This is a genomic window from Streptomyces sp. NBC_01450 (assembly GCF_036227505.1).
Classification (GTDB): domain Bacteria; phylum Actinomycetota; class Actinomycetes; order Streptomycetales; family Streptomycetaceae; genus Streptomyces.
This window is the reverse complement of sequence record NZ_CP109482.1, coordinates 69,376-95,546: the sequence shown is the minus strand read 5'-3', so window position 1 is coordinate 95,546 and position 26,171 is coordinate 69,376. Positions and strand designations below refer to the sequence as shown.

The window sequence follows — 26,171 nt, the reverse complement described above, 5'->3', positions numbered from 1 at the left end:
TTGACTACTGGACTATCGCGGTGTGCAGCGTGATGGCCTTGGCTGTGATCCGCCGTGTCGGTTGCCGGTCCCGGGTGTTGATCCGGTAGGAGAGCTTCGAGGAGTACTTCGAGTCCGGCCGTTTGAGGTGCCGGTCCGCCTCGCGCAGGCGCCTGGCGCCGTTGTCGAGCTTCCGGCGCACCTTCGCCGCCAGCACAGCCAGGAACTTCTTGATCTTCTTGGGCGTATCCGCGCACTGCCGGACCACGCTGCGCCGCGTGTGCTTGAGGACCTTGACGAACGAGACCCGGTCCGGGTTGATGCCGTTGTCGTCGGCCAGACACATGATGACCCGCGTGAGGCAGTGGTGCACGACCAGGTGCGCCCAGACCTCCTGCCGCACCAGATCCGGGTCTCCCGAGCGCAGGACCTCGACCGGCCCGCGCTGGAACGTCTTGATCTGCCGGAACGCCGACTCCGCCTCCCACCTGGCATGGTAAAGCGCTGCCAACTCCGCCGCCGGATACGCAACCGGGTCCAACAGATCAGTCAACAGCCTGACCACATCGCCGCCGTCGACGCGGTACTCGATCACCCGGACCAGCACCCCGCCAGGATGCGCGCCCTTCTGCCCGCCCAGGTTCATCCTCCCCAGGTAGGTCCCGTCGGGCAGATACTCAACCGGCCGGTGCGCCACCGGCGAGCGAGCCCGGATCAGCAGATGGGCCCCGAATCCGAGATAGGCCTTCCATAACTCGACCCCAGGGAAGCCCCGGTCCATGATGACGAGCATCTTGCTCGCCGAGGTCGCCAGAGTGATCGCCAACTCCCGCTCACCGCCGCTGAATCCGCCCACCGCCGCGTCGATCTGCGCGTGCGTGCCACACTCGGTCAGTGTCACCACCCGCACTTGAGGGAACCCCGCCGGCTGGCCGTTCTTGACCGGCCCACCAAACGCGGCCCGGTTGGCCGGTGTGTCCGGCGCGTCCAGCACGAACCCGTCCACCGCGGCCAGCCGCATCCCGCGGTAGAAGGAGCCCTCCAAGCCGACCGGGGCCAACGGGTCGGCCAGCTCACGGAAGACGGCCTCCAGGACCAGCGGTCCCAGACGCCTGCGCGCCCGCGTGAACGAGGACTTGTTCGGGATGCTCCCGCTCAACTCCCGAATACTGCCCACCAGTTGCTCCGCCACATCGTCATAGGAGTCCTGCTGGAACAGCGCCAGGGCAAGCGTGAAGTAGACCATGAACCCGGCCGGCAGCGCGCCGGGCTTCTTGTCCCGGACCCGGCACTTCTCCAGCACCTCGCCGACCAGTTCCGGAGTCACCCACCGGGTCACCACCCCCAGTCGCACATGATCGGACAACCCCACCCAAGGATGCATGCCGGGCCCAACGACCGCGCTCCTCCGGCGTCACCACGAACTGCTTGACGAGTTCAAGCAACGGCATTGAGTTCCGGGAGGTAGGTGACAGACCGTGATCTCCAGGCCGCTCTCTCGTGCGAAGGTGGCAAGGTTGCTTTTCCAGGTCCAGCGGCGGGGGTCGTTGGAGCCGCCGGAGTCGGCGGTGATCAGGAGCCTGCCGGCATTCGGGTGGTCCGTCCGTCCGCGGTGCTGCCACCAGCGTCGGATGGACTCCACCGCGAACTGGGCGGTGTCGTGGTCGGTGCCGACGTTGACCCATCCGCTGTTGTTGGCAATGTCGTAGATCCCGTAGGGGATCGCCATGGGCTGGTCGTTGGTGGTGAACGTGTGGCAGTCCTGAGGTGTCCCCCGGAGTGTGGACACGGGGGTTCATGCTGCGAGTGTGAGTTTACGTGCTCTCTGCTGTTGTTGTTCGAATTCGACTGGCGAGAGGTAGTTGAGGGCGCTGTGGCGCCTGCGGGCGTTGTAGTAGGTGAGCCACTGGAAGATCTCCAGCCTCGCCTGAGGCATCGTGGAGAACAGCCTCTGGTACATCGTCTCCCTCTTGAGTCCCTGCCAGAACGACTCGGCGAGGGCGTTGTCGTAGCTCGAGCCGACCCGGCCCATGCTCCTGTGGATCCCGAAACCGTTGCAGACCTGCGCGAACGCGGCCGACGTGTACTGCGAGCCCCTGTCCGCATGGAAGATCACCCCGCCCACGTGGCCGCCGCGGGTCGCCACGGCCATCTCCAGGGCGTCGATGACCAGTTCCGTGCGCATGTGCGTGGCCATCGACCAGCCGAGCACCCGGCGTGAACAGATGTCGATGACGCAGGCGAGATACAGCCACGTCCCGCCGACCTGGACGTATGTGATGTCGCCGCACCACTTCTCGTTCAACTGTCTGGCGGAGAAGTTGCGTTGGACGAGATCCGGGGCCGGTGGTGCAAGCCGGTCGGGGACCGTGGTGCGCTTGCGGCGCCGCAGGTGCCGGCCCTCGATACCGTGCCGGCGCATCAGGCGCTCGACGCGCTTGCGGTTGATGGTGTGCCCGAAGCCACGCAGCTCGGCATGGATGCGCCGGACTCCGTAGGTGCCCTTGTGCTCGGTATGGATCTCCCGGATCTCCACGAGCAGGGCGTCGTCGGCGGCCTGCCGCTCTCGACGGACCTTCGCACCGGCGAGCCACCGGTAGTAGCCCGAGCGCGAGACCTGCAGGACCCGGCATATCCGCTGAACGCCGAAGACTTCCGCGTGGGCGGAGACGAAGTCCCAGCGGTGGGTCTTCACTTCATCTCCTTCGCGAAATAGGCGGCTGCCCGGCGCAGGATCTCCCGCTCGAGTTCCCATTCCTTCTCTGCCTTGCGGAGCCGGCCGTTCTCCGCGCGCAGCCGGGCCAGTTCCTCGTTCCGGCTCTCCGCGCTCTGCTCGCCGCTGCTGTGATCACGGCCCGCGTGCTCGTCGGCCTGGCGCACCCAGCTCCGCAGGGTCTCGCCGGTCACCCCGACATCCGCCGCGACCGCCGCGTACGTGCGCTTCCCGCCCGCCGCGCGGTACAGCGCGACGGCATCGTTCCTGAACTCCACCGGATACGGAGACCTACGTCCCACCAGGACACCTTCCCTCGGATCTGCAAGATCCATTGTCAGAGTGTCCACACCACAGGGGTCGCCTCAGTCCACCTTGATCGCGTTCTTGCCCGGCCGCCAGGTGCGACCGGGCCGGTCCCGGTTGCCGAGCCATTCCTTGGCCTTGGTGTCGACGCTGATCACCGGCTGGGCGTCGTTGAGGAACTCGGTAGCGGTGGCATTGAGGTGGGTGAACTGGGCATCGCGGTCCGGATGGCTGATGCCCTCTGTTGTCTTCGCGGTTCCCTGCAGGCTGTAGCCCAGGGTGTGCAGCAGGTGTCCGACGGTTGAAGCGCTGATCGGGTGGCCCTGTGTGGTGAGGGCCGAGGCCAGGGCCCGTAACGACAGCGTGGTCCACCGCAGCGGGGAGACGGGGTCGCCTCGGGTGTGCGGCTCGATCAGCGACTCCAGCGCGGGCAGCAGACCGGAGTCGGTGTCTGTCAGCCGCTTGCGGCCGGCGCCTGGAGCCCGAACCCGTCGGGTCGGTGAGGAGCAACCGGCCAACTCGGCGATACCTCGCGCGATGGTGGCAGTGCTGGTGCCGGAGGCGGCGGCGACCCGGACGATCCCGCCGCGGCCGAGGGCCGTCGCCTCACTGGCCAGGTACAACCGACGGCGGCGCTCATCGAAGTGCGGCAGGATTTGCTCGAACTTAGTCCGCAGAGCACGGGTGGCAGCGCGGCCTGACAGACACGGGGTCATATCTCAGACTCCCACCAACACCCCTCTGCCGAGCACTTATTGAAATACGGGCCCTGGGCGGGATCGGTCTGTGCCAGGTCGCCGTCCATCTCACCTACGCCTCCGCACGTGGCCATGCCCCGATCGACCGGGCCCTGTACCTGGGCGCCGACTGGGCCGCCGACGAAGAACGCCGCCTGCTCACCCACGTCCCCGACGACGTGGACTTCGCCACCAAGCCCGAACTTGCTGCCGCCATGCTCACCCGGGCCCGACAGCTGGGCCTGCGTGCACGCTGGTTCGCCGGCGACGAGGTCTACGGCGGGCGCGAACTGCGCCGCAGTGCTCGCCGGCTCGGCTTCGACTACGCCCTGTCGGTCCGCGCCGATCACCAGGTCACCACCCCGGGTGGCCGCTTCACCGCGACCACCCTGGCCGCACGGCTGCCCCGGCGGGCATGGATGCGGATGCTCACCGGTCACGGCCTGAAGGGCGACCGCCACTACGACTGGACCTGGACCGACATCCAGAGCGACGACGCCCCCGACACCGAGGACGACGGGACATCCGTCCTGGTCGTGCGCCGACACCGCTTCACCGGCGAACTCTCCTTCTACCACTGCTACTCCACCCGACCCGTCACCCTTGCCGGCCTCATACACATCATCTGCACCAGATGGCAGGTCGAAGAGGACTTCCAGCTCGCCAAGGGCGTCACCGGACTCGACCAGGGCCAGACGACCTGCTGGAACTCCTGGATGCGTTGGACCCTGATCAGCATCCTGGCCACCGCCGTCCTGGCCGTCACCCGCGCCCGCACCGCGACCACCACCATGGCCGTCGGCCTCATCCCGGTCAGCGCACGCGAGCTGCTGACCATCCTGCGGGCAACCACCCTGCCCCCGCTCCGCCACGACATCGGCCATGTCCTGCACTGGTCCGCCTGGCGACGCCGTCACCAGGCCATCGCGCAAGCCTGCCACCGGCGCTGGAACAACGTCACCGCCGCCGCGACCACATGACACCACCATGACGATCAAGAACTACAGCTGCCGGGACAGTACATGGCATAGGAATCCTGCTATGCAAGTGAAGCTTCCATTAACGACGGTAAAAACAGAGGGAATGAAAGAGATGGGCACCTTTAACTGCAACGTCGCTCGTTTAGGCTGCAGTGGCCATCTCTCGACGTCGAGGTGACGGCATGCCTGGTGGCGTGATCCGTTGGCTCGTGGTGTCGGCGGGTGGCGCGGGGCGTCGCTCTTCGGGGAAGAGGCGTAGGCCGACGGTGTGGATGACGCGGGTTGTGGCCGGCTCGTCGGGTTTCACGGTGCGGTAGCCGGCGGTGCTGCGTTTGGTGGCGCGGGGTGCGGCGCGTCCGGGGCGGGGCTTGACGGCCTCGCGGGCCAGGTCGTCCTGGACGTCACGGGCCTTGGCGGCCAGTTGGCGAGGGGAAAAGTCCGCGCCGACGGAACGTCGGGCGGCGGCGAGGGTCTGCTTGAAACTGATGTGGGAGACGGGGAGTTGGGCATGGGTGGCGGTCTCGACCGTCAGGTGGTGGATCGCCTGGTAGACGCAGAGCATGGCCCACAGTTCCTGCTCGACCATGGCCGGGCTGTTCGAGCGCAGGGTCGCGGTGCGTCCGCCCCGTTGCTCGATCTTGATGTGCTTGAAGATCGTTTCGCTGGTCCAGCGCGAGGTGTAGAGCTCCGCGAGCTCGGCGGCGGGTACCGCCTGAGGTTCGAGCAACGTGGTGATCAAGCAGAACAGCTCGGAGGTCTCCTCGCTGACACCGGACTCGTCCAGGGTCGAGGTGGTCACCGTGTACTCGACCACCCGCACCGTGATCCGTTTCCCATGCGGTCCGTTGAGGTGGGAGAGATAGGTGCCGTCGTGCAGAACCCGATCGACGGGCAGGGTGAAGGAATCCGAGCAGCGCCACAGCAGTTGAGCCCCGGTCCGCGTCGCCGCCTGCCACAGGACGAAGGCGGGAAAGCCCCGGTCGGCCATCAGGAGCATCCCGGCGCGCAGGTGGACCAGCAGGCGCCTGGCCAGGGTCCGCTCGCCCACCGCGAAGGAGTCGAAGGCCGCGCCGATCATCGCCTTGGTGCCGCACTCGACCAGCGCGAGCAGCCGCACCTGCGGGAACGGTCCGGGCCGATGACCGTTGGCGGACCGGCCGTAGGCCGCGGCGTTGGCCTTGCTGGCGGGCACGTCGAACAGCGAGCCGTCCAGCGAGGTCAGCCGCAGCCCGCACCAGAACGCCCCGGGCGTGGCCGCACTCCCGCTGACCCCGGCCACCCGGTCGAACAGCAACCGCAAGGGGCCTGGCCCCAGCCGCTGACGGGCCTCGGTCAGCGACCCCGTGCGTGCCGGCCGCCAGCCCTCAGCGGCCCGGCGCGGCCAGTGCTCCACCAACTCCCGCAGCACCAGGCCGTACCCACTCCCGGTGAACAGCCACATCGTGAGCACGAAGTACACCATCAGCCGGGCGGGCAGCGACTTCGTTCGCTCCTCACGGGCCCCGGCCTCATCGACCACGAAGTCGACCAACTCGGGCGTGAAGGTCCGCGACAGCAACCCCATCCGGATCCGCTCCGGGTACGTCTCACCAGCTATGTGATCCTTCGGCACAAGATCGAGATCGTAGACGATCTTCAGCTACCCGAGCGACGTTGCGGCTACTTGTGCCACATCGCCGGACCAGTCGTCCATAACAGGGAGTTACCCTGTGAACCTGATCGCCGAACTACAACTGAAGGGCTGGGGAGTTCCCTCCTCGGTGGGCGTGAACCAACCTTTCTCGACCACCCCCGCCTTCAGCCACCCGGCAATCAGCCCCCTCCCGGGGAACCTTCCGAGTGAAGTGAGAAGGTGCTGGTGATCGATTCGGTCGAATGCCGCTTTCAAGTCGGCGTCGAGCACCCACAGGCGTTTGGCGTTCTTGCCGCGTGCCGTGGTGTGGATGGCTACGATCGCGTCATGACAGCCACGACCGGGGCGGAATCCATAGGATCTCGGCCCGAACCGTGCCTCCCACTCGGGTTCCAGTGCGCTGAGCGCCAGAGCCTGAAGGCATCTGTCAGCGATCACAGGAATTCCTAATGGCCGCCGTTTTCCATTGTCCTTCGGTACATACACGCGCTTGACAGGCTTTGGTTTCCACGGGGCGGCACAATGCTGAATCCAGTCCGCTAACTCTGCCTTGGACTGTGGCAGCAGTGCCGTCTTTCCGTCGATACCGGCCGTCTTGCGCCCAGCATTGACCTCCGTGACGCGCCGCACGCTGAGAAGCGTGCTGGCGCGGGACCGGAGCATCAACTTCTGTAAATTGCGGACCTTCTTCAGGTCCCCTGCCTGCGATGCCGTGAAGATCCGCTGTCGCAGACGCCGTACGTCGTCTTCAACTCGGCGCCAGTCGATCGACGCCCAGTCGCTGACCTCGTCCTCCGGTCCGTTCACCTCAGCGTCGCGTCCTTGGCGGGCTTCGCCGCCTGCGTCACGCATATCGTCATGGTGTCAAACTTGCCCTTAGGTTCCGGTGTCATCGGCAGTCGTGCTTCACAGGCTCACCAGATCCACGTCAGCACCCTTTCAGGTCGGGGCATTGGCCCCTATCCGGCCAGTTATGCGGAGGCCTCCGACGGAGTCGTCGGCACTGCGGCATCCGTTTTCCTGCTTCCTTTCGGCCGCCGGCATTGGCTTCTTGGATCTTCCTGCGCCCGCTGAGGAGTTGGGCCTTCCTTGCGGTTGGCTTACCAGTCGTTGCCGTCTGGACCTCATCGGGATTTTCGCGTTCCGCATGAGTGAGATATGGACGGGTCGGGTGTCCTCTGAACCCCGGGGACGGTGGTGTGCTCCCGACCGGCGAGCACTCTCCGGTCGGCACCTGCCGTCTTCCAACGGCCGGTCCCTATAACCCGTTTCGGCTACCCATCGACGGGCGTTTGCTTGACGAGGCATCATCGAGGATTCGCTTACGTTCACCCGGCCGCCCTTCCCCAGCCTGTGATCCCGGATGGAACGGGGACCCTTGGGCCGCTACCCCAGGCTCCGCACCCCGCGGTTACCCGCGGCGCACGCTGGGGCGGGGACAGGCCATGCACACTGGCCTGCGCCTACACCTTCGACATCAGCCGACCCTCCTCGGTGTCGAACCACTCAACTCAAGCGACCTCGCGTCGCAAGTGCTCGAAGCAACAATGCGCAGCCCCTCAGGGCCAGCCCCAGCACCAGACTCATTACGGGCTTCGTGCCCACAGATCATCGGCGTCGGGCGGGCAGCCGCCACACGGCCTCATTTTCACGGCTGCGCCGACGTCCGGTATGCCGGATACAGATACTCGTTCGTCTTCTCGCCGACGTCCATCTGCGCGAGGACATCATCTCCCTCGCACTCGGCCTCCTCGCCCGGATGCCCATGCTCGCCCTGACCGGCGACACCCGCCGCCGGGAACCCACAAAGCTTCGCCTGCGCCTGGCCCACATCAACGACCGCCCGCGCACTCCCGGCCGCCGGCACCCTCTACGAGCGGCAACGCGCCCACCCCACCGACCCCGACGGCGAGTTGGCCACGGCGCCCGTCAGCCCGCGCGAACTTCTCGCGCTGCTCCGGGCCTTCGCCCTGCCAAGGCCCCGCCAGGACACCCAACCGGCACACCCCCGCACCGGCCGAACCGGCGTCGCCTACACCACCATCACACTACGGCCTGCCACCACCACTGGAACAACGTCACAGCAAGGGCCATCCCATGACAGGAGACCCACGAGTCACGAACCACAACCGCCGTGTCCGAGCCGTCGCCAACGGGTGGTGAAGGTGTCGGCCCAGGGCCAGGAGTGTTCGTTCCGCAGCCATCGGCAGCGGGCGTGCTGGTCGTGTCCCGCTCTGTGGTGTAAGAGACCTCGCTCGACGCGTTCCGGCAAGCCGCGAGTCGGCCACCCATGGGACACGGCTCCCGGGTCGCACGGCGGCTGACCTGCCGTCAGCACGGTGCGCGGCCCCGAACCGCGCCGACGCAGCGACCTGTGGATTCCGGCGCCTAGATCCGCTACACCACCTGGCGGAACGCCACCCCGGTGGGTGCCGACGCGGCCTCGGCGGCGCACCACAACTTGGTGTACTGGGTGCCTTCGGTCAGGCCGCAATTCGCGGCGACGGAGGTCCAGTCGGACGGCAGCAGGGGCGGCGCGATCATGAAGGAGCTGGGCACGCCCTGTCGGCGGTAGAAGTCACACACCTGGGCCACGACGTCCTGGGTGACCGCCTCCCGGGCGCCGAATCCACCGGCACGGTCGAAAAGCCGCTCGTGTCCTCGCGGACCGGCAGCGCCGACACCGGGCCCACGGTCAGCGAGCTGGTGCCCCGTGCCGTGAGCACGGCCGCCGCGGCGCCGGTCATGAAGTCGGCGTAGGCTCGGATCTCGGTCTGCTCGGCCAGGCCGATCGGTACGGTCGTCGTCGTGCTGCCGTCCTTTCCTCCACGCGCCCACGCGCGGACCGCCCGGCACTGACACAGAGCGGCACGGCGCCCGCGCGGGCATCCGGTACCGGGACGTGTCCGAGGTGCCCGCTCTTGGCCCTCCCCCGGGGCCGAAAACACGACAACACGGTGGCTCCGCCGTACACGTTGCATGCGGAGTGGATGAAGTCGTGGGCGCGGTCCCTCATACGCGCCGGTGTCCCGGTCGTCGCCCCGAGCCCTTCGAGTACGCGGCTGTCGACCGTCAGCTGGCCGGAACCGCCGGGTACCTGGAGGTCCAGCGCGCCGCCCCACCCGGACTTCCCGCGGCGGGCGGCGAGATACGCGGGCAGGACGCCGTCCACGAAGCACCGGTGCGACTCAGCGTCGGTGAACTCCCGGGTCCGCCGTACGACGAATCCGTCCCGGCCCCGGACCGCTCCGGCTGTCTCGGCGAAGCGGGCGTGCAAAAGCGTGGAGTGATGCCCGTCCGTCGGCGTGCGCGGATGCCGGGAGTGAACGCCCGAGCATCCGCACCGGACAGCACGCGAGGGGCCGGCACCGGCGAACCGGTGCACCTGGCGGACGCCGTCGGCTTCGGTCCGCACCGTGCCGTCGGGAACGGGGTTGGTTGAGTTCATACCCACCTGATGTGGTGGGGTGCGCAAAAGTTCGACCCACTGCAGAACGGATTTTCCAGAGTGGCTGCACGGGCCCGGACCGGCTCAGCGGCGGGGCAGGTGGAATAGCCTCAGTCCGCTGACGCGGCCTCCCTTCAGGAAGTGCACCCACACGATGCCGGGCGGGCAGTGAAGGGGATCCTGCGGCGGACTGAGCAGGGCTGACTGCCAGATGACGACTTCACGGCTGGCCACCACGTCCACCAGCTGCTGGCGCACCCCGTCGGACAGGTCACGTTCAAACGCGCCGCCGAGGTAGCTGAGGTCCGTGCGCCTGCCGGTCGGCCAGGTCACCTCCGCGTGCGGCAGCCAGCGTTCGGCCACCGCCGGGAGGAACTCGCCCCGGTGGGCAGAGCGCAGCACATCCTCGGCCAGACCGCGATGCCGCATGCCCAGCGCCCCGACGTCGCCGTGGGCCCGGTCCGCCGAACTCGACAACGCGGCCGTGAGCTTCGTACGAGCCTGGCTCAGCCTGCTGCGCACGGTGCCGACGGGGATGGAGCAGAGCGTCGCGATGTCCTCGTACGCCGAGACGTCGGTGAAGTAGCGCAGCATGGTGACCAATCGCAGCCCGGGCGTCAGCTCCTCCAGTGCCGTCCAGACCCAGTCCCGCAGCGCGTGCCGGTCGAGGACCTCCGCTGGGTCGGACGGACCGCCCGTACGGTTCATCGCGACGGTGCCCGAGGGGGTGGCCATCGGAACGGCGGACATTCTGCGCAGCCGGGCGCGGCACATGTTGCGCACGATCATCCGCAGCCAGGAGCCGACCGCGTCCGGGTCTCGCACGTCACCGAGACGGCGAAGCGCGACGATCGCCGCTTCCTGCACGGCGTCCTCGGCGTCCGGCACATCGCCGAGCAGCCCAAGAGCGACCGCGTGCATACCCGCCCGGTGCCGGTCGAGAAGGAGTCCGAGGCATCCCGCCTCGCCCGCTTGCGCCGCACGCACCAATTCACCGTCCGACGGTTCCTTTTCCACCAGCTGTTCGAGCATGGAAGGGAAAGTACCTCAATCGCGGGCGCCGGGGCCGTGCCTGGTCGCCGGGTGAGCACCAGGGACGACCCTCCGTCCGGACCTATGCCCGCGGGTGTGTGGTCGGGTTGCCGAGCGGGCCACGTCGGGAGGCGAGTGCGGACCTCTCATGTTCTACCGAGCGTGGCCAGAGGCAGCCGCCGTGCTGACCTGCGCCACAGCCGACCATGCCTCAGGCCGACCGTCGCCGACGTGGCTCCCATGAGGGAGAGTTCGAACACCGGGCTCTTCCTCATGGGAGGAGCCCGGCGACTCCCGTGCCTACCCTGGGCGGTGAGGTTCACCGCCGACACCGTCGCCATGCCCTGAGCGCCCAGACGCAGCGCGAGGAGCAGGCATGGGTCCTTGGTCTCGTGCTCACTGTGTTTTGCGGGGGCCTGATGTGATGAGGCGTAGCAGTGTTTCGGCGGGGCCGTAGCGGGTGTGGGTGATGAGGGGTGTGGAGAGGGTGAGTTGGGTGGTCCAGAGGATGCCGGAGCCACAGAGTATGGCGGCTGGGCCGATGGTGCCGTGGAGGGCGAGGCCGTAGCCGGTGAAAGTGAGGGCCATGACGGCTGATTGGAGCAGGTAGTTCGTGAGGGACATCCGACCTGCCGGGGCGAGCGCTCGGGTGATTGGCGGGCCGAACCTGCTGTCCAGCAGTGCCAGCAGTACGGCGGCGTAGGCGGCGGTGAGAAGGGGTGCGGTGAGGATGTCCACGGCCTGGCCAAGGTAGTAGGAGCGCTCGTCGAATGGGCCGTCGGTGCACATCGCGGTGAGGACACCGCCTGTCAGGCCGACGGGCAGGCAGATGGCGATCAGTCGTCGGCGCCGGACGGCAGTGTCGGCGGGAGAGCGGATTGTGGGGTCCAGCCAGCCCTGCCTGCCAGCGGCCAGGCCGGTCAGGACCGCGGCGAGGAGGTGGAGGCTGTAGACGAGGACGCCGCTGAAGGCGTGCCGGTACTCCTCGATGTTGGTGCGGACGACCGTGAGCGGGTCGCCCCGGTACCGCGCGCTCTGCCCCGCCGCCACGGTCTCCGTGGTGATGTGTGGGGCGCCGTGCAGCCCCAGTGCGAGGACGCCGACGAGGAGGAAGACGGCGGTCAGGAAGACGACCAGGGCCGTCGCTGTGCGCAGCGCGGTCCGCGGGTTCAGCCGCCGTACGGTGAGAAGGACCAGGCCGAGTACGGCGTAGGTGCTGAGGATGTCACCGGGGTAGAGCAGTACTGCGTGGGCGAGGCCGATCAGGAACAGCCCCAGGACCCTGCGGACGTGGCGGCGGGCGAAGGACACCCTTTCCTGTTCGGCGGCCTTCTCCTGAAGGACGAAGCTGTAGCCGAACAGGAAGGCGAAGAGCAGGTAGAACTTCGTGGTGAACAGGGCGGTGATCAGCCATGCGGCAGCCCGGTCCACGGGTGCGGTGCCGGGGATCGGGCTCCAGGTGCCCCCGAACATCTGGGCGTTGACCACGCAAATGCCGAGCAGGGCGAAGCCCCGCAGGGCGTCGATCCGCGGCAACCGGTCACCGCCCGCCGGGGAGCCGGGGAGTTCCCGACTGCTGCACGGGGGCGCTGCGTTCGCCCTGACGCGGTCCATGGTGAGGTTTTCTCCGGGTTCGTCAGGCTCTGTGTTCCAGGGTGGCCGGGTACGTCACATGATCTCCGTCGGGGGTGCTTCCTTGGGCCGGTGCTGGCCCGGCTTGCAGCCGGCGAAGATGCCCGAGGGGTCGCGCAGGGAGTGCATCACCGGGTTCAGGTAGTCCCGGTGCCACGTGGCGGGACCCGTCAGCGGCGAGCCCTTTCCGGTGAGGTTCTGCCAGGCCATCCACAGGCCGTAGAGCTGGGCGACGGCTTCCAGGTGCTCGTACCAGCGCGGGCACCAGGGGGCGGTGGAGGAGATCTCACGGCCGTAGACCGGCAACACCAGCCCGTGCACCCAGAGGGCCAGGTCGGACATCCCCTTGGTGAAATCCTCGCCCGCCTTGTACAGGATGAACGGCGGTTCCTCCTCGGAGCCGGAGACGTCCGGGGAGCCGGAGACGTCCTCGGAGCCGGAGACGTCCGGGGAGCCGGAGACGTCCTCGGAGCCGGAGACGCCCGGGGAGTGCGGGGGCGGTTCGTCGGCGGGTGCCTGTTCAGGCGTGGACGGGGGCGGCCCGGCCGGGTCCGGTCCGGGCCCGGCCACCGTCCCCTCGTTGTCGTCGGGTTCGGCCGACATCACCGGAACACCGCTTTCGCCGGTGGTGGGCGCGACCCGTACCCATCCTCCGGTGTCGGACATCTCGTCGCCCCGTTCCTCCGCACCCGGCCTCCCGCCCGGTGTCTGCGTGCCTCCCATATAGATGCCGGCTCCTTCAGTGCTCGATACCATGCCCGGTCCATTTCTCTGTCGCACGCTGGGTGATGGCGTCCGCCTCGGCCCTGGCCGCGGCGGAGATGATGTCGGCGCCGGGCTCCTTGAACCAGGGGCGCAGACGGATCATCGCGGGTTTGACCCCGGTGGCCAGCAGGAGCGCGGTGCCCTTGGGCAGGGCGCGGATGCGGTCGGGCGGAAGGATCGGGTCGAGGCGGTACGACGTCGAACGCGATGTGCCCTCCTTGCTGCGGGACACGCTGAGCGTGCTGACCTCCTGCTGGCCGACGAGTTTGGAAACCTTGTCAACGAAGTCGGCGTCGTCCAGACCCGCGCCGAGGAGTTTGATGGTCGCCGCGCTCCACAGCGCGTCCATGCCCGCCTCGCCCCACACCCGGCTGCCCTGGCGGTAACTCTGCAGCAGGGTCACGACGTTGATGCCGCGCGAGCCCAAGTGGCTGTAGAGATCGGGGAGATCGGAGATACGGCAGACGTTGGCGGCCTCGTCGAGAACGGCCGTCATCGGTGGGTCGAGGCGGCCGCCCATGCGTTCGGCGGCCATCACTCCGGCGCGCATGGTGCCGTCGGCGATACCCGCGACGACTCCGGCCGCCGACCCGCCGCCGTCCTTGGACAACAGGTAGAGGGTGTCACGGGTCAGGACGTGCTCATGCGGCCGGAACTCCGGCAGGTTGGGCTGCGGGGTCACCCAGGCGACGATCTCCGGGTCCAGCAGACAGGACACACACTGGCGGGCAGTCTCGTAGATGCCGTCGCGGGTCTCGACCGCCCCGCGCACCGTGCCCTGGAGCTGCTCGGCGAAGGCATGCATGCCCATGTCGCGCAGCAGGTCGATCGGGGTGCGGTCCGCGGGGTCGGCGAGCCACGCAAGCAGATCGGTCACCTGCCGCTTCCCGCCCGCCGCCGCATGGAACAGTGCGGTGAGGGTGTTCTGCGCCGCGGAAATCCAGAAATCCTTCTTCGAGGAGTCGTCGTTGACGGAGGCCACGAAGTGTCCGGCGAGACGGCGGGCGCCCTCGATGGTGATGCAGTCGGCGAGGATGTCCCACCACATCTCGCGGGGGGCGTGGGCGATGCCCTGCGGGTCGAACGTCCAGACCCGGCCCACCTCGGTGCGGGCGGCGCGCGTGACGGCGTAGACGTCGGACTTGTTGGAGGTCAGCAGGACGGCGCCGCGGGCCCGCAGGACGCGCGGGATGGCGATGCCGGTGGACTTGCCCGCGCGGGGTGCCATGAGGTCGAGTTCGACGTCCTCGAAGGAGGAGCGGAGTTCGGGGCCGTTGGGCGACAGGTCGCCGAGGAGATTGCCGGTTTCGTCGGCGTGGAGCTCCTTGATTCCCTTGAGGGAGGGGCGCAGGTCGCGGGCGCGGGCGGCGATGCCATCGGGTGTGAGCGCGGCGAGTTCGCGTGCACCGGCCAGTCCCGAGGAGGGCTTTCCGAATCCCCATACCCGGGCGCTCACCATGACGACGGCTGTGACGAGCACGGCGAAGGCGCCCAGGATCCCGCCGTACACGGCGAGCGGTGACGCGCCGGGCCAGCCCTTCTCCGTTCCGTGGGTGACGATGTCGGTGAAGGTGGACAGGACGAAGGGCGGCGGGTGCCAACCGGCGCCGCTCAGGGCCGCGGCAAGGGTGCCGCCGAGCCAGACGGTGCTGGACAGCAGGAGGGCCACGGCGGCGACGGCGACGATCGCCCAGGGCGCGAGTTCGTTGCCAGTGGGCCGGGGGCCGGCGCTCATGCGGTGCGCCCGGAGCCGGCGGCGCGGGACTCTTCGGTCGCGGCCCAGCGGGTGTTGGTGTTGTGCAGGTCGCGTTCGGTCTGGGTGATCGCGACCTTGATGGGGATGCCGGGCCGTCCGCCGACCTTGATGAGGAACCGGCCGCGGCCCGGGGGTTCCTCGTGGCCGCCGGTGACGGCCCAGCCGGGCGGGGAGGACCAGGAGGAGACGAGATCGATCTCCCGTTCCGACAGCCCTACGACACGGCCGAGTTCCTCCATCTCCGTGCGGGGCAGGCCCGCGCAGATGACCATGCCGGCGCGCTCGACGAAGCCGCGGGCCTTGGCCCGGTCGGACTCGCTGCCGAGGGCCTCGGCGTCCTTGAGGGTGTGGGTGATCTTGGCGTCGCCGAGGCCGAGGGAACGGTTGAGGCGCGTGAGGGCGTCGATGCGGTCGACGATGCCGGAGGCGGCGCGCAGCGGGCGCCACAGCTCGTCGAGCACGGTGAAGTACCAGCGGCGCGGGGCGAGTCCGGCGTCGGCGAGGGCGTGTGCGGCGGCGACGGTGCCCAGGCCGTCGGACCAGGCCGCCAGCATGGCCGCCGCGGTGAGCTGGGTGTCGGATTCGCCGATACGGGAGATGTCGATGCACACGGCGGGCGCGGCGGGGTCGATGCGGGTGGAGGTCGGTGAGGCGAAGGTGTTGCCGAGGGGGCCGTCGAGGATGCCGAGCAGGGAGCGGTGCAGCGGGTCGACTGCGTCGCGGTAGCGAGTGTCGTCCCCGCGGTCCAGGGTGACGGCGCGGACCCGGTCCGGTCCTTCCTGGAGCACGGCGAGCAGGTCGGGCAGCAGCGGCGCCGTGCCCACGGGCAGACGTTCCCTCAGATGGTGCAGCGCGGCCGAGAGGATGGACTGCTCGTGGTCGTCCATCGGCCGGCTGCGCACCACGGTGATGAGCGCCGCAACCATATTGAGCACCCGGCCCTGGGCCTCGGCGGCCAGGGCCTCTCCGGCCGGACCGCCCAGCCGGGCGGCGGCCGTTCCCATGGCGCCCGGGTCGAGGATGTTGATGCCGCCGACACCGCGGCCGATGGAGATGACCTGACCGCCCAGTGCCCGCACGGTGTCGGCGTAGTCGGGCTTGAGGTCACCGAGCACGAGGGGTACCACGCCGGTGGCGGCCAGGCCGATGAGCATGCGGTTGATGAGGGTGGACTTGCCCAGGCCGGGCATGCCGAGCATGAACAGCGAGGGGTTGGAGATGTAACGGGCCCTGGTGAACCAGGAGATGGGATCACCGCACACCGTGGCGCCGGTGTCCATGTGCTGGCCGAGGGGCACCCCCGTCATGGGAGAACCGGAACCGGCGGCGAACGGCCACAGCCCGCACGCCTGGACGGTGGTGGCGCGCCACATGGTCGGCGGGTCAAGGTTACCGATCTCGCCTCCGCCCGGCCCCGGCCAGCCGCGTGCACCGGGCATGGACGACCGTCCGCCCCGGGACTGCGCGGGACGGTTCTTGGACGACGAGGACTGGTGGCCGGGGGATGTCACAGTGCCTCCTGGAGTGCCTGGGGGACGAGGGTGTGCTCCCACGGCAGGACGCCGACCGGGAGTGTGCAGGTGAAAGCTGCGGCCTGCATACGGTCGGCGGGGCGCAGCGAGAGCCGGGCGGCAGCCTGGAGGTTGCGGACGGTGACGGCGGCGTCGGAGAGCTGCGCCTGGGTGTCGACAGTCACGGTGACCATGAGGGAGAACTCGACGAGTCCGGCGCCGGCCGCCTCCTCGGCGGCGGTCTGTTCGGCGGCCCGCATCTCGGAGGCGGCGCGGGCCTGGACCATGCCCTTGCCGGAGGTGGCCATGAACTGGGCGGCGCGGCGGTCGGCTTCGACGATCCGCGCGGAGGTCGCCGGATCGATGGGCCGGTAGAGCAGCGCGACCCGCTTGCGGCGGGTGCTCGGGGCGGCCTCCAGCAGGCCGCGCAGCACACCGGACCGTACGGTGCCGCGCGGCGCGAGCGTGAGCAGCCAGGTTCGGGAGATCCCGGAGTCGTGCTGGTACGAGTTCACGGTCTCGACCGCGGCGGCTGGACCGGTGTCCTCCCAGACCAGTCCGGTGCCGCCGTAGCGGGCACGAGCGTCGAGCACATCCCCGGCGATGTCGGGGTCGTAGGCGACGCGGACCACCTCGGCGATGCGCTCGGCGGACAGCGGCGACGCGGAGCCGGCGCCCGCGCCGACCAGTCCGCTCAGCAGGCCGGGGATACGCATGGCCAACTCGGTGATGATCTCGGACTGCTGGCGCTTCTGGCCGGGCATGACGCCGTAGGTGAGGGCGATATAGGTGTTCATCTCGGAGGAGGCCGAGGGATAGCGCTCGACGACCTCGCGCATCACCGCCTGGGCGGCGGCGGGCGCACCCTCCTTGATCCTCGGCAGGACCTCGTTGGCCAGCCGCGTGCCGGAGTCGGGCGCGGTCTCCACGACCACGCATGCGCCGCGGAGTTGGGGCTCCTGGGAAAGCCTGGCCAGCCACTGCCCCCAAGCGGCAACCCATACGTCGGTCTGGTCGGGGTCGACGAGCGAGCCACCGTCGGGCTCACAACCCAGCACGATCGTGTACGTGTTGCGTGTGGGGTGGTACAGGACGCCGAAGGGCCGGTCGTAGGCGTCGCGGCCCTCGCTCATGGTGAGCCGGCTGAGCAGTCCGGGCGGGCTGAAGTGGCCGCCGGGGCGGGTCGACAGCGGCCCGCCGACGTACAGGTGGGCGCCCTTGGACTTGCGTCGCAGCCAGCCGACGCGCAGGCCGAGCAGCTGGTAGAGATTGCGGCCGTCCTGCGTGCGCACCATGAGTGGCACGATCACCATGGTGACCGGGATCAGCACGAACAGGGCCGCCACGAGGGAGACCAGGGAGACGAGCAGGGTGACCACCAGCCCGCTGAACACCCCGAACGTGCCGAGCAGCCCGAGAGGGCCGAGTCCGGGGCGCCGGGGCCGACGCCAGTTCCCGTACGTGGGATGGACGACCGTATCCGTCGACATGTGAGTTCCTGAGGTGAGAAGTTGATGAGTTGGAAGGTGGGCCACGGCGTGGCGCGGGGGCAGGGGGGATCGGTCACCGAGAAGTCGCGGGATACGCCGCCGAACACCCTGCGTCCGACGAGGCGTTCGTGACTGTGTGCTCGGAACGTCTCGTGGCTATGGGGAATTCACGGCGTACACCACGCATTCCTGCGCCTACCCGCGCCTGCGCTCCATCACTGGTTGTGTCCCCGGTCGCCGTTGGCGCCCTCGACCGCTCCGGCGGCCATGCGGCCCACCATCTGACCGGCCGTCATTGCGGCGGCTGCGGCGGCGCCTACCGGGCCGCCCGCCGCGGCGGCGGCGCGCGCTCCACCAGCTCCCGCAGCACCGGCGGCACCGGATCCACCGGCAGCACCGGACGGTCCTGCGGCACCGGGCATCGCGCTGGCTCCGCCGGAGGAACCGGACCCGCCGCCGATGGACTTGGCGCCCGAGGCGAGCGCGCCGACCACGGCACCCGTGTCGCCCTGGCCGCCGGCTCCCAGCGCGGCCGTCGCCGGGACGACCAGCTTGAGCAAGGCGGGCAGGGCGAGCGCCGAGAGCAGCAGAACTCCGATACCGGCGATCTTCTCGTGGACGCCCCCCGTGCCGTTATTGGAGAGCATCGCGGCCCCGGCGAAGATGACCAGTCCCGCGGCCGGCTTGTAGAGCAGCCAGGCGACCATCCAGCCGATGTGCTTGCGCCACCAGCCACCTCCCCAGTTGGTCATGGACGCGGCGGCGGCGATCGGCAGGGTGCCGAGCAGGATGATCATGACGCCGAGCCGGATGTACAGCAGCACGGTCTGCACGATCGCGGCGATCAGCAGCAGGAACGCGAGGACCAGCAGCAGCACCGGCGGGATGCCGTCGCCACCGCTGCACCCGATGGTGGTGAGCTGCTGCTGCGCCCCGTTGGCGAAGAGGTGGTCGGCGTACCGGTCGGAGAGGCTCGCCAGGGCGGTGACGACGGCGGTCGCCGCGCCCGCCACGAGGATCACCCGCAGCAGTCCCTTGAGGGCGGCGGCGCCCGCCTCGCCGCGCCGCTCCAGCGCCATGCGTCCGGCGGCGAAGATCAGCGAACCGACGGCGGTGTAGACGACGATCCACTGGGTCTGCTGGTTGACCTTGTCGGCGGTGCCGCCAGAGTCGGCGATGAGGGTGGGGATGCCGGTGGTGAGGTCGCCGAAGACCTCGATGGCGCTGGCCAGCACCTTGTTGGCGATGACCTGAAGGATGGTCCCGATGGGGTCACCGAGGAAGTCGAAGAAGCCCTTGATGGCGTCTCCCGGGCCACTGCCCGTCGTGCAGGCCATGTCACACCTTCCAGAGCACGTAGCCGTCGGTGCCGCTCACCGAAGACAGATCGGTGTGCAGCCCCCCGTCGTTGCCGGGCAGGATCTTCCAGTCGCCGCCGTTCCAGCGCAGCCGGACCGAGGTGGTGAAGTACGAGCCGTCCGGGCTTTTGATCAGCACGTCGACGGTGGCGTCGGTGGACGTGTAGTCCACGAGGAGGAAACCGGCGTAGGTGCCGTTCTTGTGGTTCTTCAGGCGGGCGTCGGAGAACGAGGCCCGCTGCGAGACAAACATGTCGCGCCCGAAGCCGGCCACCACCTGGTCGCGCGTCACCACCCGCCAGTTGGGCGAGGTCATCTGCGCGGGGATGACGTGGGCCGCCATGACCGCGCCCGTCGGGGTGTGGGCGAAGCACCAGAGCACCGCGCCGGTCTTCTGGGTAGGTCCGGCGACCGGGGAGAGGGGGACACGGGTACCGCCGAGGGTGCGCCAGTGGATCTCGGCGGGCGGCGCGTCGGGGGTGGCACGGTCGCTGTCGTCGGTGTCGCACCCGGCCGGCCGGCCCGTGGTGTCCTGGGCGCTGCGGGACAACGGGCCGCGCGCGAAGGTGGATTCCAGGGGTTCGGGGGTGTCGCCGCCGGTGACGACCGCGACGAGCGACAGGAAGAGGGCCGCCGCGAGAGAGCCCGCGGCGATGCGCCACCCCCGTTGCTTCCAGAGCGGGACCGCGACCGGGTCCCCGCCTTGTCGTCGTGGGAGGCCGTTGCGGGGGTCTGAGGTGAACATGGAGTGTTTCCCGGCCGGTTCAGTTGAAGACGAACTGGACGAGGGGGCCCGCGGTGGCGATCAGGACACAGCCGCCGAGCACCATGCCAAGGCGGCTCATGTGCTCCGAACTCTCGCCGCGCTTCATCGAGATGGCCATCATCGCGCCGGTCACCAGGACACCGGCGACCCCGGCGGCGGTACCCGCCCAGGCGGCGATGCCCAGTACGAGGTCGACCTTGTCGGTGAGGGCGGCGGGCGCCTTGCGCTCGGGGTTGGGGATAGCAGCGAGGAACCAGTTCATAAGGAGTCTCCTGAACGAGAAGTGACGGAAGGGGAATAAGAGCGGAGGGTCCGGTGGCGCGTCGTGCCGGGACAGCCGGCTGCGGTCAGAGCCCCAGCGGGCCGAGGAACTGCACGATCGGGCCGGCGGTCGTCGCGAGCACACAGCCGAGGAGCACGAAGAACATGCCTCGCATGTGCGAGGCGCCCTCGCCGGGTTCGCCACGGCGCAGCTGAAGGGCCATCAGGATGCCGGTGAACAGCACGCCCCCGACTCCGGCCGCGGACGCGCACCAGGCGAGCAGACCGAGCAGGAAGTCGGCGTCGGCCCCCGGGTCGAAGGGGGCTGCGAGGACCTGGTGGGCGACGGTGTCGCGGATCATGGTCTGTCCTTCGGGTTCATACGTGGCGGGAGGGGCGGCTGGCGGGCGCGGAGTGGTCGGGGTGGGGTGCCGAGGCAGGTGCGGAGTACACGGAGGCCACCACCCGCTGGGGAGAGAACGGCGTCGGATACACGAACTGCTGGAGACCTGTCACCGGATCGGCACTGTTCAGGTGGCCGGGGTCGGCGGGCCGCCGTGGTCTGACGGTCTGTACCGGCTCCGCGGGACGTTCCTGACGGGCCGCATCCCGTGGGCCGACGGTGGGCGCTGGACGGCCCATAGATCCGGGGCCGGTGGGTCCGGGGCGGTCCTTGGCCATGAACGCCGCGAGTTCCAGGACGGACCGGGGCGCCTTGGGAGCGGGCTGCCCCACTCGCCACTGCGGGATCCACGGAATGCTGAAGGTAGACGCAGCGGAACGCAACACCCGTACTCGGCGCCACAGTTCGGACGGGAGACGGCCGGGCGCGTCCGCGACGAGAACGAGCGCCAGCAGGTTCAGCCCGGCGGGATGCCTGCCCGTCCGCAGCGCGTCCAGGGCCTTGGAAGCGGACTGCAGACCGGACAGATGGGTCCGGGCGAGCAGCAGCATGTCGCCGGGTTCACCCCGGGAGACGTCCGGCCAAGCATGTCCGACATCCACCCCACCCAGCGATCCTGCGAACGTGGTCGCCCCGGCCCCTCCGTGCGCCCCGACCCAACTGAATCCGCCGGTAGGCGCGTCGGCGGCGACGGGCAGGACAGCGGTGTGCGAAGCGAGCATGTCGGCGTTGCCGGGAGCGCCCGTCTCCGGCGGATGCACCGGGAACGGCTGTGCGGCGAGGTAGTTGTGACGTTCCGTCACCGGACCGCGTACCCACGGGTCCAACGGGGAGTCAGCGGTCGAGGCGCTCATCGTGTTCATCTCCTACTCCGCACGCGGTGGTTCGGGCACGCCGGACACCGGGCCGGTGTCGACGGTTCGGGGAGCCCGGCACAGGGATGGGACGTTCGTGCCACACCCGTCACGGGTTTCGGTGCGGCGTTCGAGCGTGGTACCGGTGCTGCCGGGCCGGACCGCAGGAGCGCTGTCCTCCTGCGGTCCGATCCTCACGACAGCCACCTACGGCCGGGATCCGCTGGCCAGTTCACTTCCGGATCCGATTGTCGAAATTGAACTGCGCAGCCGAGTGCGGACGTAGCCGAGCACGAATAGATCCGCACGTGGGGCCGGAGAACACCGGCCCCACCCGTGGGGCGCGTGCCGGGTCGGGCGGCACGGGGCCGCGCAGGGACCGGTCGTCGGAAGAGGTGGGGCAGGTAACGGTTCCACAGCGGCGGGCCGGTGCCGGGGAAGGGCGAGACTCCCGGACCGTTCCGGCTCTCCCGGACCGTCCGGGGCGACGGGGACGCGGGCAGGACGGGAGAGTCCCGGTCCTTTCCCGCGACGCCCCGGACACGACCCGCGCCCCACCGTCCGGTCGGGCGCGAGCCGGCCTGGCACGCCCGGCAACCGCCGGACTCCGAAGCATCGGGGAGCTGAGGCTCGGCCGGACCGCTGTGCCCCCGTCCGCGTTCCCCTACCTCAAGACATCGAAGGACGGTGAGGGCTCATGTTCCGACAGGAACGGCGTGCCGCCAGGCCGACGCCACCTGCCGCAAAGGGCGGCAAGGGCAGGAGTGCCCGAAACAGCCGCGAGGGCGGCGCGGGCGACAACCTGTGTCATGTGCTCATCTCCGCCGACGGCACCGTGTCGGTCGGCGGCGAGGTCATCGCGACGGCGACCGGGGACACGGCCCAGACGGCCGTGCTGGACCATCTGCACGGACGCGCGGTGGTGCTGGCACGGCCCGTGGAAGCCTCCGTCCTCGACCACCAGCGCCGCGCCACCCTGCGGATCCGGGTATGGCAGGACGGCGCCAGCGAACTGATGGCGGACCCGAGCCCCCTCGACAAGGACGTCCCGCCCGCGCCCCCGGCCCCATCCTCCGGTCCTGCGCAGGCCCCCGCCCCGGCGCCGGCGCCCGCCGCAGTCTCCGCAGCCTCGGGCAACCCCTACACCCCTCCCGCACCCGCCCCGACTGCACCCCCACTCCCCGAGCCGGAGCCGTACACGGACCTGGACACCGCTGTGCTGAAGCCCAACCGTGTCCCCCCCTCGCTGCGCCGTACCGTCCCCGCACCGAAGATCACCGAGCCCGCCGTTCTGGGCGGGCCGCAGGCGCACCGCCAGCCCGCGACAGCCGACGGCCCTGACTCGCCGTCATCGTCAGACCTGCCTGCTACCCCCAGCGCGGCCCCCACCTCGCCCAAGACCGCTGTCTCTCCCACCACGGGCCCCGTACTGGTGCCGGACGAGCTGGCCCTCGATGTGGCCCTAGTCTGCGAGACCATCATCGGCGGCAATCTGGCCCTGGCCAAAGTCCAGGCATCCGCGCTGGAGCGGCAGGCCGTCCACCAGTTCGGGCGAAACCACCTGTACGCGCTGGAAGCACGCGCCCTCGAAGCCTACGTAGCCCACCTGGCGGGCGATCACCACACAGCAACCGCCCTCTCACTCCGGGTCGCCGAGATACGGCATCAGCAGGGAGACCCACAAGCCCGGAAAGACATCGAACGCGCCGCAGCCAGCTGGGTACTCGTGGCCTCACCGCTCACCTCGATACCACTGGGCAAAAAACTCCTCCCCCTGTGGAACACCATCGGCGCGACCGACGGCAACGAAAGATACGAAGCCGCCAGAAGACGACTGTCCGCCCTCACCCGGGTAACCCCCCCAGCCTTCGCCACCGGCCTAGAACTGCCCTGAACCGGCACACACCAGGACGCCCCAACCCTCTCCCCCCACTCACCATGACTCCCGCCCGAGCCGTCACCGGCGGGCGACACACGAGGTCAAGAGATCCCAGTGCAATACTTCCGGCAGCCGATCCGGCCCGACACCGACACCGAGCGACCACCGTTCGAGGAACCCGACCCCCGGTCCGCCTTCGGAGCCGACAGGCCAGGCCGCCTCGGCCGTTTCCGTACCCGTATCCGCGTCCGTTCCCCCGGAGTCGTCCGCCCCCACCTGAAGAAGAGGACCCTGGCGGTCCTCTCCGGAACGTGTCTCCTCATCACCGGATCGGTCACCGCCTACGCCCTGTCCGGTGAACCGGAGACCGTCGCCGCTGGCAGGACCCCGGCCCCGGCGACCGTCACGACCTTCCCGCCCTTTCCCTCCGCCAGCGTGATGCCGCCCCCGGACACCACGGAACAGCCCGACGGCGGGGTGATCGAAGCGCCGGAACTGCCCGCAGGCGCCCAGACACCGCCGCAGGAAGGACCTACGCCATCACCGGACACGTCGGCGGCAACACCCCCGCTCACCACGGGCGAGCAGCGAAGCACGAGCGCGGCGGACGGCGCGACCGCCCTGCCGGTGCACGGATACGTGATCACCGCCCCCTACGACCAGGCGGGCAACTGGTCAACGGGCCATCACACCGGCGTCGACCTGGCCGTCCCGGTCGGCACCCCCGTGATGTCCGTGCGCGCGGGGGTAGTGATCATGTCGACCACCGACGCCAAGTACGGCACCTACGTGCTGATCCGCCACGCGGAACACCAGTACACGCTGTACGCACATCTCTCCCGGCCGGAGGTGGAGCAGGGGGCGACCGTGTCGGCAGGGCAGGAGATCGGACTGTCGGGGGCCACCGGCAACGTGACCGGCCCGCACCTCCACTTCGAGGTCCGCACCGAGCCGGTCTTCGGCTCCGACATCGACCCGGTCGCCTATCTGGCCGACCACGGCGTACTTCTGTGACCACGAGCGGACCGTACGAGAAAGGACGGAGAATGTCGCCCAACAGTGCAACGCGTAGGCGGTCCAGATCTCTCCTCGGCATGCTGGCGGCCGCCGTACTGCTGACCGTGTCCGGCTGCCGGATCACTCCGCCCGCCACCACGCCCGAGCCGGTCGGCAGCTTCCGCGAACCGGGAACGTGGACCTCCTCACAGATGTCGGAAGCCGCCCCGTACGACATAGCGATGCCGAACGACGCGGAGATCGACCCGCGGGTGTCCGACCCAGAACCGACCGCGGTGACCGCCCGCCCGGAAGAACCGCCGTACGTCGACCACGCAGCCGTACTGGGCAAGGTGTTCTTCGAGACACCCGACGGCCCCCGCGTCTGTTCGGGAACGGCCGTCACCGATCCGAACGCCCACGGCGCGTCGAGTCTGGTGTGGACTGCGGCGCACTGTGTGCACACCGGCAAGCCTGGCACCTGGTACCGGAACATCGTGTTCGTCCCGTCGTACAACAACGAAGCACTGCCGGGAGCAAGCAGCGCTGACCGCAACACACAGAAGATCTCACCGCTGGGGGTCTGGTGGGCCGACCGGGCAAGCATCTCCCCCGGCTGGGCACAAAAGGGCGAAGCCAGCGGCGGCGCCGGCGCGTCCTTCGACTACGCGGTCCTGCATGTCCGGCTCTCCGACAATCCCGACGCATCACTGGAACGGACGATCGGGTACGCGATCCCGGTGGCATTCAACGCACCGCCCGTCACCTCCATCCCCACCCTCAAGATCTGGGGATATCCCGCAGAGACACCCTTCGACGGCAACCTGCTGTTCTCCTGCCAGGACCGGCCGACACGATTCTCCCCCGCAGCAGACGACCCCACGCTCTACCGGATCGGCTGCACTATGAACGGCGGTGCATCGGGCGGCGGTTGGTTCATGGCCACAGCGGACGGCTCGCTCGAGCTTGTCAGCAACACCTCGGTCGGGCCGAGCGAAGCCCGCTGGCTCGCCGGCCCCAGGCTAGGTGCCGAGGCCCGGGCAATGCTCAACGGCATCGGCGACACGGCATAACCCCGCCGGTTGCGACCCGCCCTCAGGAGTTCCTACACCCGCGAGACGGTCGCGGCCGAAGTAGGCGACACCACACAGCCGGAGCTGCTCGGTCTGGACGGGGGTCAGCGGCTCGGTGGACGTGATCCTGCGCCTATTCAAGAAGTCGGCCACAAAAGTGACCGCACCAAGACCGTCGTCCCCGCGGCCCGGGTCCGACTTCGGAGGCGGCCACCATCGTTCTGGTCGCCAAGCTGCTGCTTTTGAGACGCAGTTGGCGTATCAGTTCACGATGACCTATCTTTCCGTGATCCGGGTCAGCCCCGGGTCGGCTGTGCGCGGACCGCCGGATGCGGCACCGGGGACGTCCGGAGGGAAGTCACGTGACAGAGCAGGTGCGCTTCAGCGTCCTCGGGCCGGTCCGGGCCCGGCGGGGAGCCGACGAGGTCGACCTGGGGTCACCCCAGCAGCGGACTGTGCGCGCTGCTCTTGGCCAGAGGCGCGACCGTCTCGGTGGACGAACTCATCGACGCCGTATGGGGTGCGGACACACCGTCCTCGGCACGCTGCGCACCTATGTGCACCGGCTGCGTAGGGCACTTGACTTGACCGAGGAACCG

20 protein-coding genes and 4 pseudogenes are annotated in these 26,171 nt (G+C 69.3%); 5 read left to right on the top strand and 19 right to left on the bottom strand.

The annotated features are described in order from the left end of the window. Nucleotides 1-4: 4 nt before the first annotated feature. The 4 genes and pseudogenes from OG568_RS59810 to OG568_RS59795 all read right to left on the bottom strand — a co-directional run. Entirely contained in the window at nt 5-1,363 is a 1,359-nt protein-coding gene (locus tag OG568_RS59810) for an IS4 family transposase (RefSeq protein WP_329538393.1), read from the bottom strand. A 69-nt stretch (nt 1,364-1,432) separates the two neighbouring features. Further along, nucleotides 1,433-1,741, bottom strand: a pseudogene (locus OG568_RS59805) (ISAzo13-like element transposase-related protein); the annotation flags it as partial. A gap of 33 nt (nt 1,742-1,774) precedes the next feature. Then, nucleotides 1,775-2,994, bottom strand: a protein-coding gene (locus OG568_RS59800; RefSeq protein ID WP_329530430.1) for an IS3 family transposase whose coding sequence is annotated in 2 segments (ribosomal slippage) — nt 1,775-2,739 and nt 2,739-2,994 — 1,221 coding nt in all. Because the reading frame shifts where the segments join, the coding sequence is not laid out codon by codon here. Between the two features lie 66 nt (nt 2,995-3,060). Beyond that, a pseudogene (locus OG568_RS59795) lies at nt 3,061-3,714 on the bottom strand (ISAzo13 family transposase); the annotation flags it as partial. Between the two features lie 50 nt (nt 3,715-3,764). On the opposite strand from OG568_RS59795, the pseudogene OG568_RS59790 reads away from it, so the two are divergent. Continuing rightward, nucleotides 3,765-4,715, top strand: a pseudogene (locus tag OG568_RS59790) (IS701 family transposase); the annotation flags it as partial. A gap of 142 nt (nt 4,716-4,857) precedes the next feature. Here OG568_RS59790 and OG568_RS59785 read toward each other — a convergent pair. From OG568_RS59785 to OG568_RS59770, 4 genes and pseudogenes are all read right to left on the bottom strand, one after another. Further along, nucleotides 4,858-6,327 carry an IS4 family transposase gene (locus tag OG568_RS59785; RefSeq protein ID WP_329538392.1) on the bottom strand — a complete coding sequence of 490 codons (1,470 nt, stop codon included), beginning with the start codon at nt 6,325-6,327 and terminating at the stop codon, nt 4,858-4,860. A 105-nt stretch (nt 6,328-6,432) separates the two neighbouring features. Then, nucleotides 6,433-7,200, bottom strand: a pseudogene (locus OG568_RS59780) (reverse transcriptase N-terminal domain-containing protein); the annotation flags it as partial. 796 nt (nt 7,201-7,996) lie between these two features. Then, nucleotides 7,997-8,179, bottom strand: a complete 183-nt coding sequence (locus OG568_RS59775) for a hypothetical protein (RefSeq protein ID WP_329538575.1) — start codon at nt 8,177-8,179, stop codon at nt 7,997-7,999. Between the two features lie 566 nt (nt 8,180-8,745). Continuing rightward, nucleotides 8,746-8,943 (bottom strand): hypothetical protein, encoded by a 198-nt coding sequence (locus OG568_RS59770; RefSeq protein WP_329538390.1) that lies wholly within the window; start codon nt 8,941-8,943, stop codon nt 8,746-8,748. Nucleotides 8,944-9,346: 403 nt separating this feature from the next. Between OG568_RS59770 and OG568_RS59765 the strand changes: the two genes are divergently transcribed. Then, the gene (locus OG568_RS59765) at nt 9,347-9,790 is read left to right on the top strand and encodes a hypothetical protein (RefSeq protein ID WP_329538389.1); all 444 of its coding nucleotides are present in this window, start codon (nt 9,347-9,349) and stop codon (nt 9,788-9,790) included. Between the two features lie 90 nt (nt 9,791-9,880). On the opposite strand, the gene OG568_RS59760 is transcribed toward OG568_RS59765, so the two are convergent. The 11 genes from OG568_RS59760 to OG568_RS59710 form a co-directional block, all read right to left on the bottom strand. Next, on the bottom strand, nt 9,881-10,828 hold the full coding sequence (locus OG568_RS59760; protein WP_329538387.1) for an RNA polymerase sigma factor: 948 nt from the start codon (nt 10,826-10,828) through the stop codon (nt 9,881-9,883). A gap of 396 nt (nt 10,829-11,224) precedes the next feature. Continuing rightward, nucleotides 11,225-12,442: a DUF418 domain-containing protein gene (locus tag OG568_RS59755; protein WP_329538385.1), complete on the bottom strand. Its 1,218-nt coding sequence runs from the start codon at nt 12,440-12,442 to the stop codon at nt 11,225-11,227. Between the two features lie 54 nt (nt 12,443-12,496). Next, complete coding sequence (locus OG568_RS59750; protein WP_329538383.1) at nt 12,497-13,183, bottom strand: DUF4913 domain-containing protein; 687 nt, start codon at nt 13,181-13,183, stop codon at nt 12,497-12,499. Between the two features lie 16 nt (nt 13,184-13,199). Further along, the gene (locus tag OG568_RS59745) at nt 13,200-14,960 is read right to left on the bottom strand and encodes a type IV secretory system conjugative DNA transfer family protein (protein ID WP_329538382.1); all 1,761 of its coding nucleotides are present in this window, start codon (nt 14,958-14,960) and stop codon (nt 13,200-13,202) included. After that, a complete protein-coding gene (locus OG568_RS59740) occupies nt 14,957-16,420 on the bottom strand; it encodes an ATP/GTP-binding protein (RefSeq protein WP_329538558.1) in 1,464 nt (487 codons plus the stop codon). The genes OG568_RS59745 and OG568_RS59740 overlap by 4 nt, the downstream gene beginning before the upstream one ends. Before the next feature lie 68 nt (nt 16,421-16,488). After that, entirely contained in the window at nt 16,489-17,982 is a 1,494-nt protein-coding gene (locus OG568_RS59735) for an SCO6880 family protein (RefSeq protein WP_329538381.1), read from the bottom strand. A 215-nt stretch (nt 17,983-18,197) separates the two neighbouring features. Beyond that, a complete protein-coding gene (locus OG568_RS59730; protein ID WP_329538380.1) occupies nt 18,198-19,319 on the bottom strand; it encodes a hypothetical protein in 1,122 nt (373 codons plus the stop codon). A 1-nt stretch (nt 19,320) separates the two neighbouring features. Continuing rightward, a complete protein-coding gene (locus OG568_RS59725) occupies nt 19,321-20,085 on the bottom strand; it encodes a hypothetical protein (protein WP_329538379.1) in 765 nt (254 codons plus the stop codon). 19 nt (nt 20,086-20,104) lie between these two features. Continuing rightward, nucleotides 20,105-20,368, bottom strand: coding sequence for a hypothetical protein (locus OG568_RS59720; protein WP_329538378.1), 264 nt, complete (start codon nt 20,366-20,368; stop codon nt 20,105-20,107). A gap of 85 nt (nt 20,369-20,453) precedes the next feature. Continuing rightward, the gene (locus OG568_RS59715) at nt 20,454-20,729 is read right to left on the bottom strand and encodes a hypothetical protein (protein WP_329538377.1); all 276 of its coding nucleotides are present in this window, start codon (nt 20,727-20,729) and stop codon (nt 20,454-20,456) included. Between the two features lie 16 nt (nt 20,730-20,745). Continuing rightward, nucleotides 20,746-21,633 carry a DUF6668 family protein gene (locus OG568_RS59710; RefSeq protein WP_329538376.1) on the bottom strand — a complete coding sequence of 296 codons (888 nt, stop codon included), beginning with the start codon at nt 21,631-21,633 and terminating at the stop codon, nt 20,746-20,748. A 688-nt stretch (nt 21,634-22,321) separates the two neighbouring features. Here OG568_RS59710 and OG568_RS59705 point away from each other — a divergent pair. The 3 genes from OG568_RS59705 (at nt 22,322) to OG568_RS59695 (ending at nt 25,572) form a co-directional block, all read left to right on the top strand. Then, nucleotides 22,322-23,518 carry a hypothetical protein gene (locus OG568_RS59705; protein WP_329538375.1) on the top strand — a complete coding sequence of 399 codons (1,197 nt, stop codon included), beginning with the start codon at nt 22,322-22,324 and terminating at the stop codon, nt 23,516-23,518. Nucleotides 23,519-23,617: 99 nt separating this feature from the next. Then, a complete protein-coding gene (locus OG568_RS59700; protein ID WP_329538374.1) occupies nt 23,618-24,517 on the top strand; it encodes a M23 family metallopeptidase in 900 nt (299 codons plus the stop codon). A gap of 32 nt (nt 24,518-24,549) precedes the next feature. Next, on the top strand, nt 24,550-25,572 hold the full coding sequence (locus OG568_RS59695; RefSeq protein WP_329538373.1) for a trypsin-like serine peptidase: 1,023 nt from the start codon (nt 24,550-24,552) through the stop codon (nt 25,570-25,572). The last annotated feature ends 599 nt before the right edge of the window (nt 25,573-26,171 follow it).

Coding starts and splice junctions, on each gene's coding strand:
- OG568_RS59760 (WP_329538387.1), bottom strand. CDS start 10,828: ATGCTCGAACAGCTGGTGGAAAAGGAACCGTCGGACGGTGAATTGGTG.
- OG568_RS59740 (WP_329538558.1), bottom strand. CDS start 16,420: ATGCCCGGTGCACGCGGCTGGCCGGGGCCGGGCGGAGGCGAGATCGGT.
- OG568_RS59750 (WP_329538383.1), bottom strand. CDS start 13,183: ATGGGAGGCACGCAGACACCGGGCGGGAGGCCGGGTGCGGAGGAACGG.
- OG568_RS59705 (WP_329538375.1), top strand. CDS start 22,322: ATGTTCCGACAGGAACGGCGTGCCGCCAGGCCGACGCCACCTGCCGCA.
- OG568_RS59715 (WP_329538377.1), bottom strand. CDS start 20,729: ATGATCCGCGACACCGTCGCCCACCAGGTCCTCGCAGCCCCCTTCGAC.
- OG568_RS59755 (WP_329538385.1), bottom strand. CDS start 12,442: ATGGACCGCGTCAGGGCGAACGCAGCGCCCCCGTGCAGCAGTCGGGAA.
- OG568_RS59725 (WP_329538379.1), bottom strand. CDS start 20,085: ATGTTCACCTCAGACCCCCGCAACGGCCTCCCACGACGACAAGGCGGG.
- OG568_RS59735 (WP_329538381.1), bottom strand. CDS start 17,982: ATGTCGACGGATACGGTCGTCCATCCCACGTACGGGAACTGGCGTCGG.
- OG568_RS59710 (WP_329538376.1), bottom strand. CDS start 21,633: ATGAACACGATGAGCGCCTCGACCGCTGACTCCCCGTTGGACCCGTGG.
- OG568_RS59745 (WP_329538382.1), bottom strand. CDS start 14,960: ATGAGCGCCGGCCCCCGGCCCACTGGCAACGAACTCGCGCCCTGGGCG.
- OG568_RS59810 (WP_329538393.1), bottom strand. CDS start 1,363: ATGCATCCTTGGGTGGGGTTGTCCGATCATGTGCGACTGGGGGTGGTG.
- OG568_RS59720 (WP_329538378.1), bottom strand. CDS start 20,368: ATGAACTGGTTCCTCGCTGCTATCCCCAACCCCGAGCGCAAGGCGCCC.
- OG568_RS59730 (WP_329538380.1), bottom strand. CDS start 19,319: ATGGCCTGCACGACGGGCAGTGGCCCGGGAGACGCCATCAAGGGCTTC.
- OG568_RS59695 (WP_329538373.1), top strand. CDS start 24,550: ATGTCGCCCAACAGTGCAACGCGTAGGCGGTCCAGATCTCTCCTCGGC.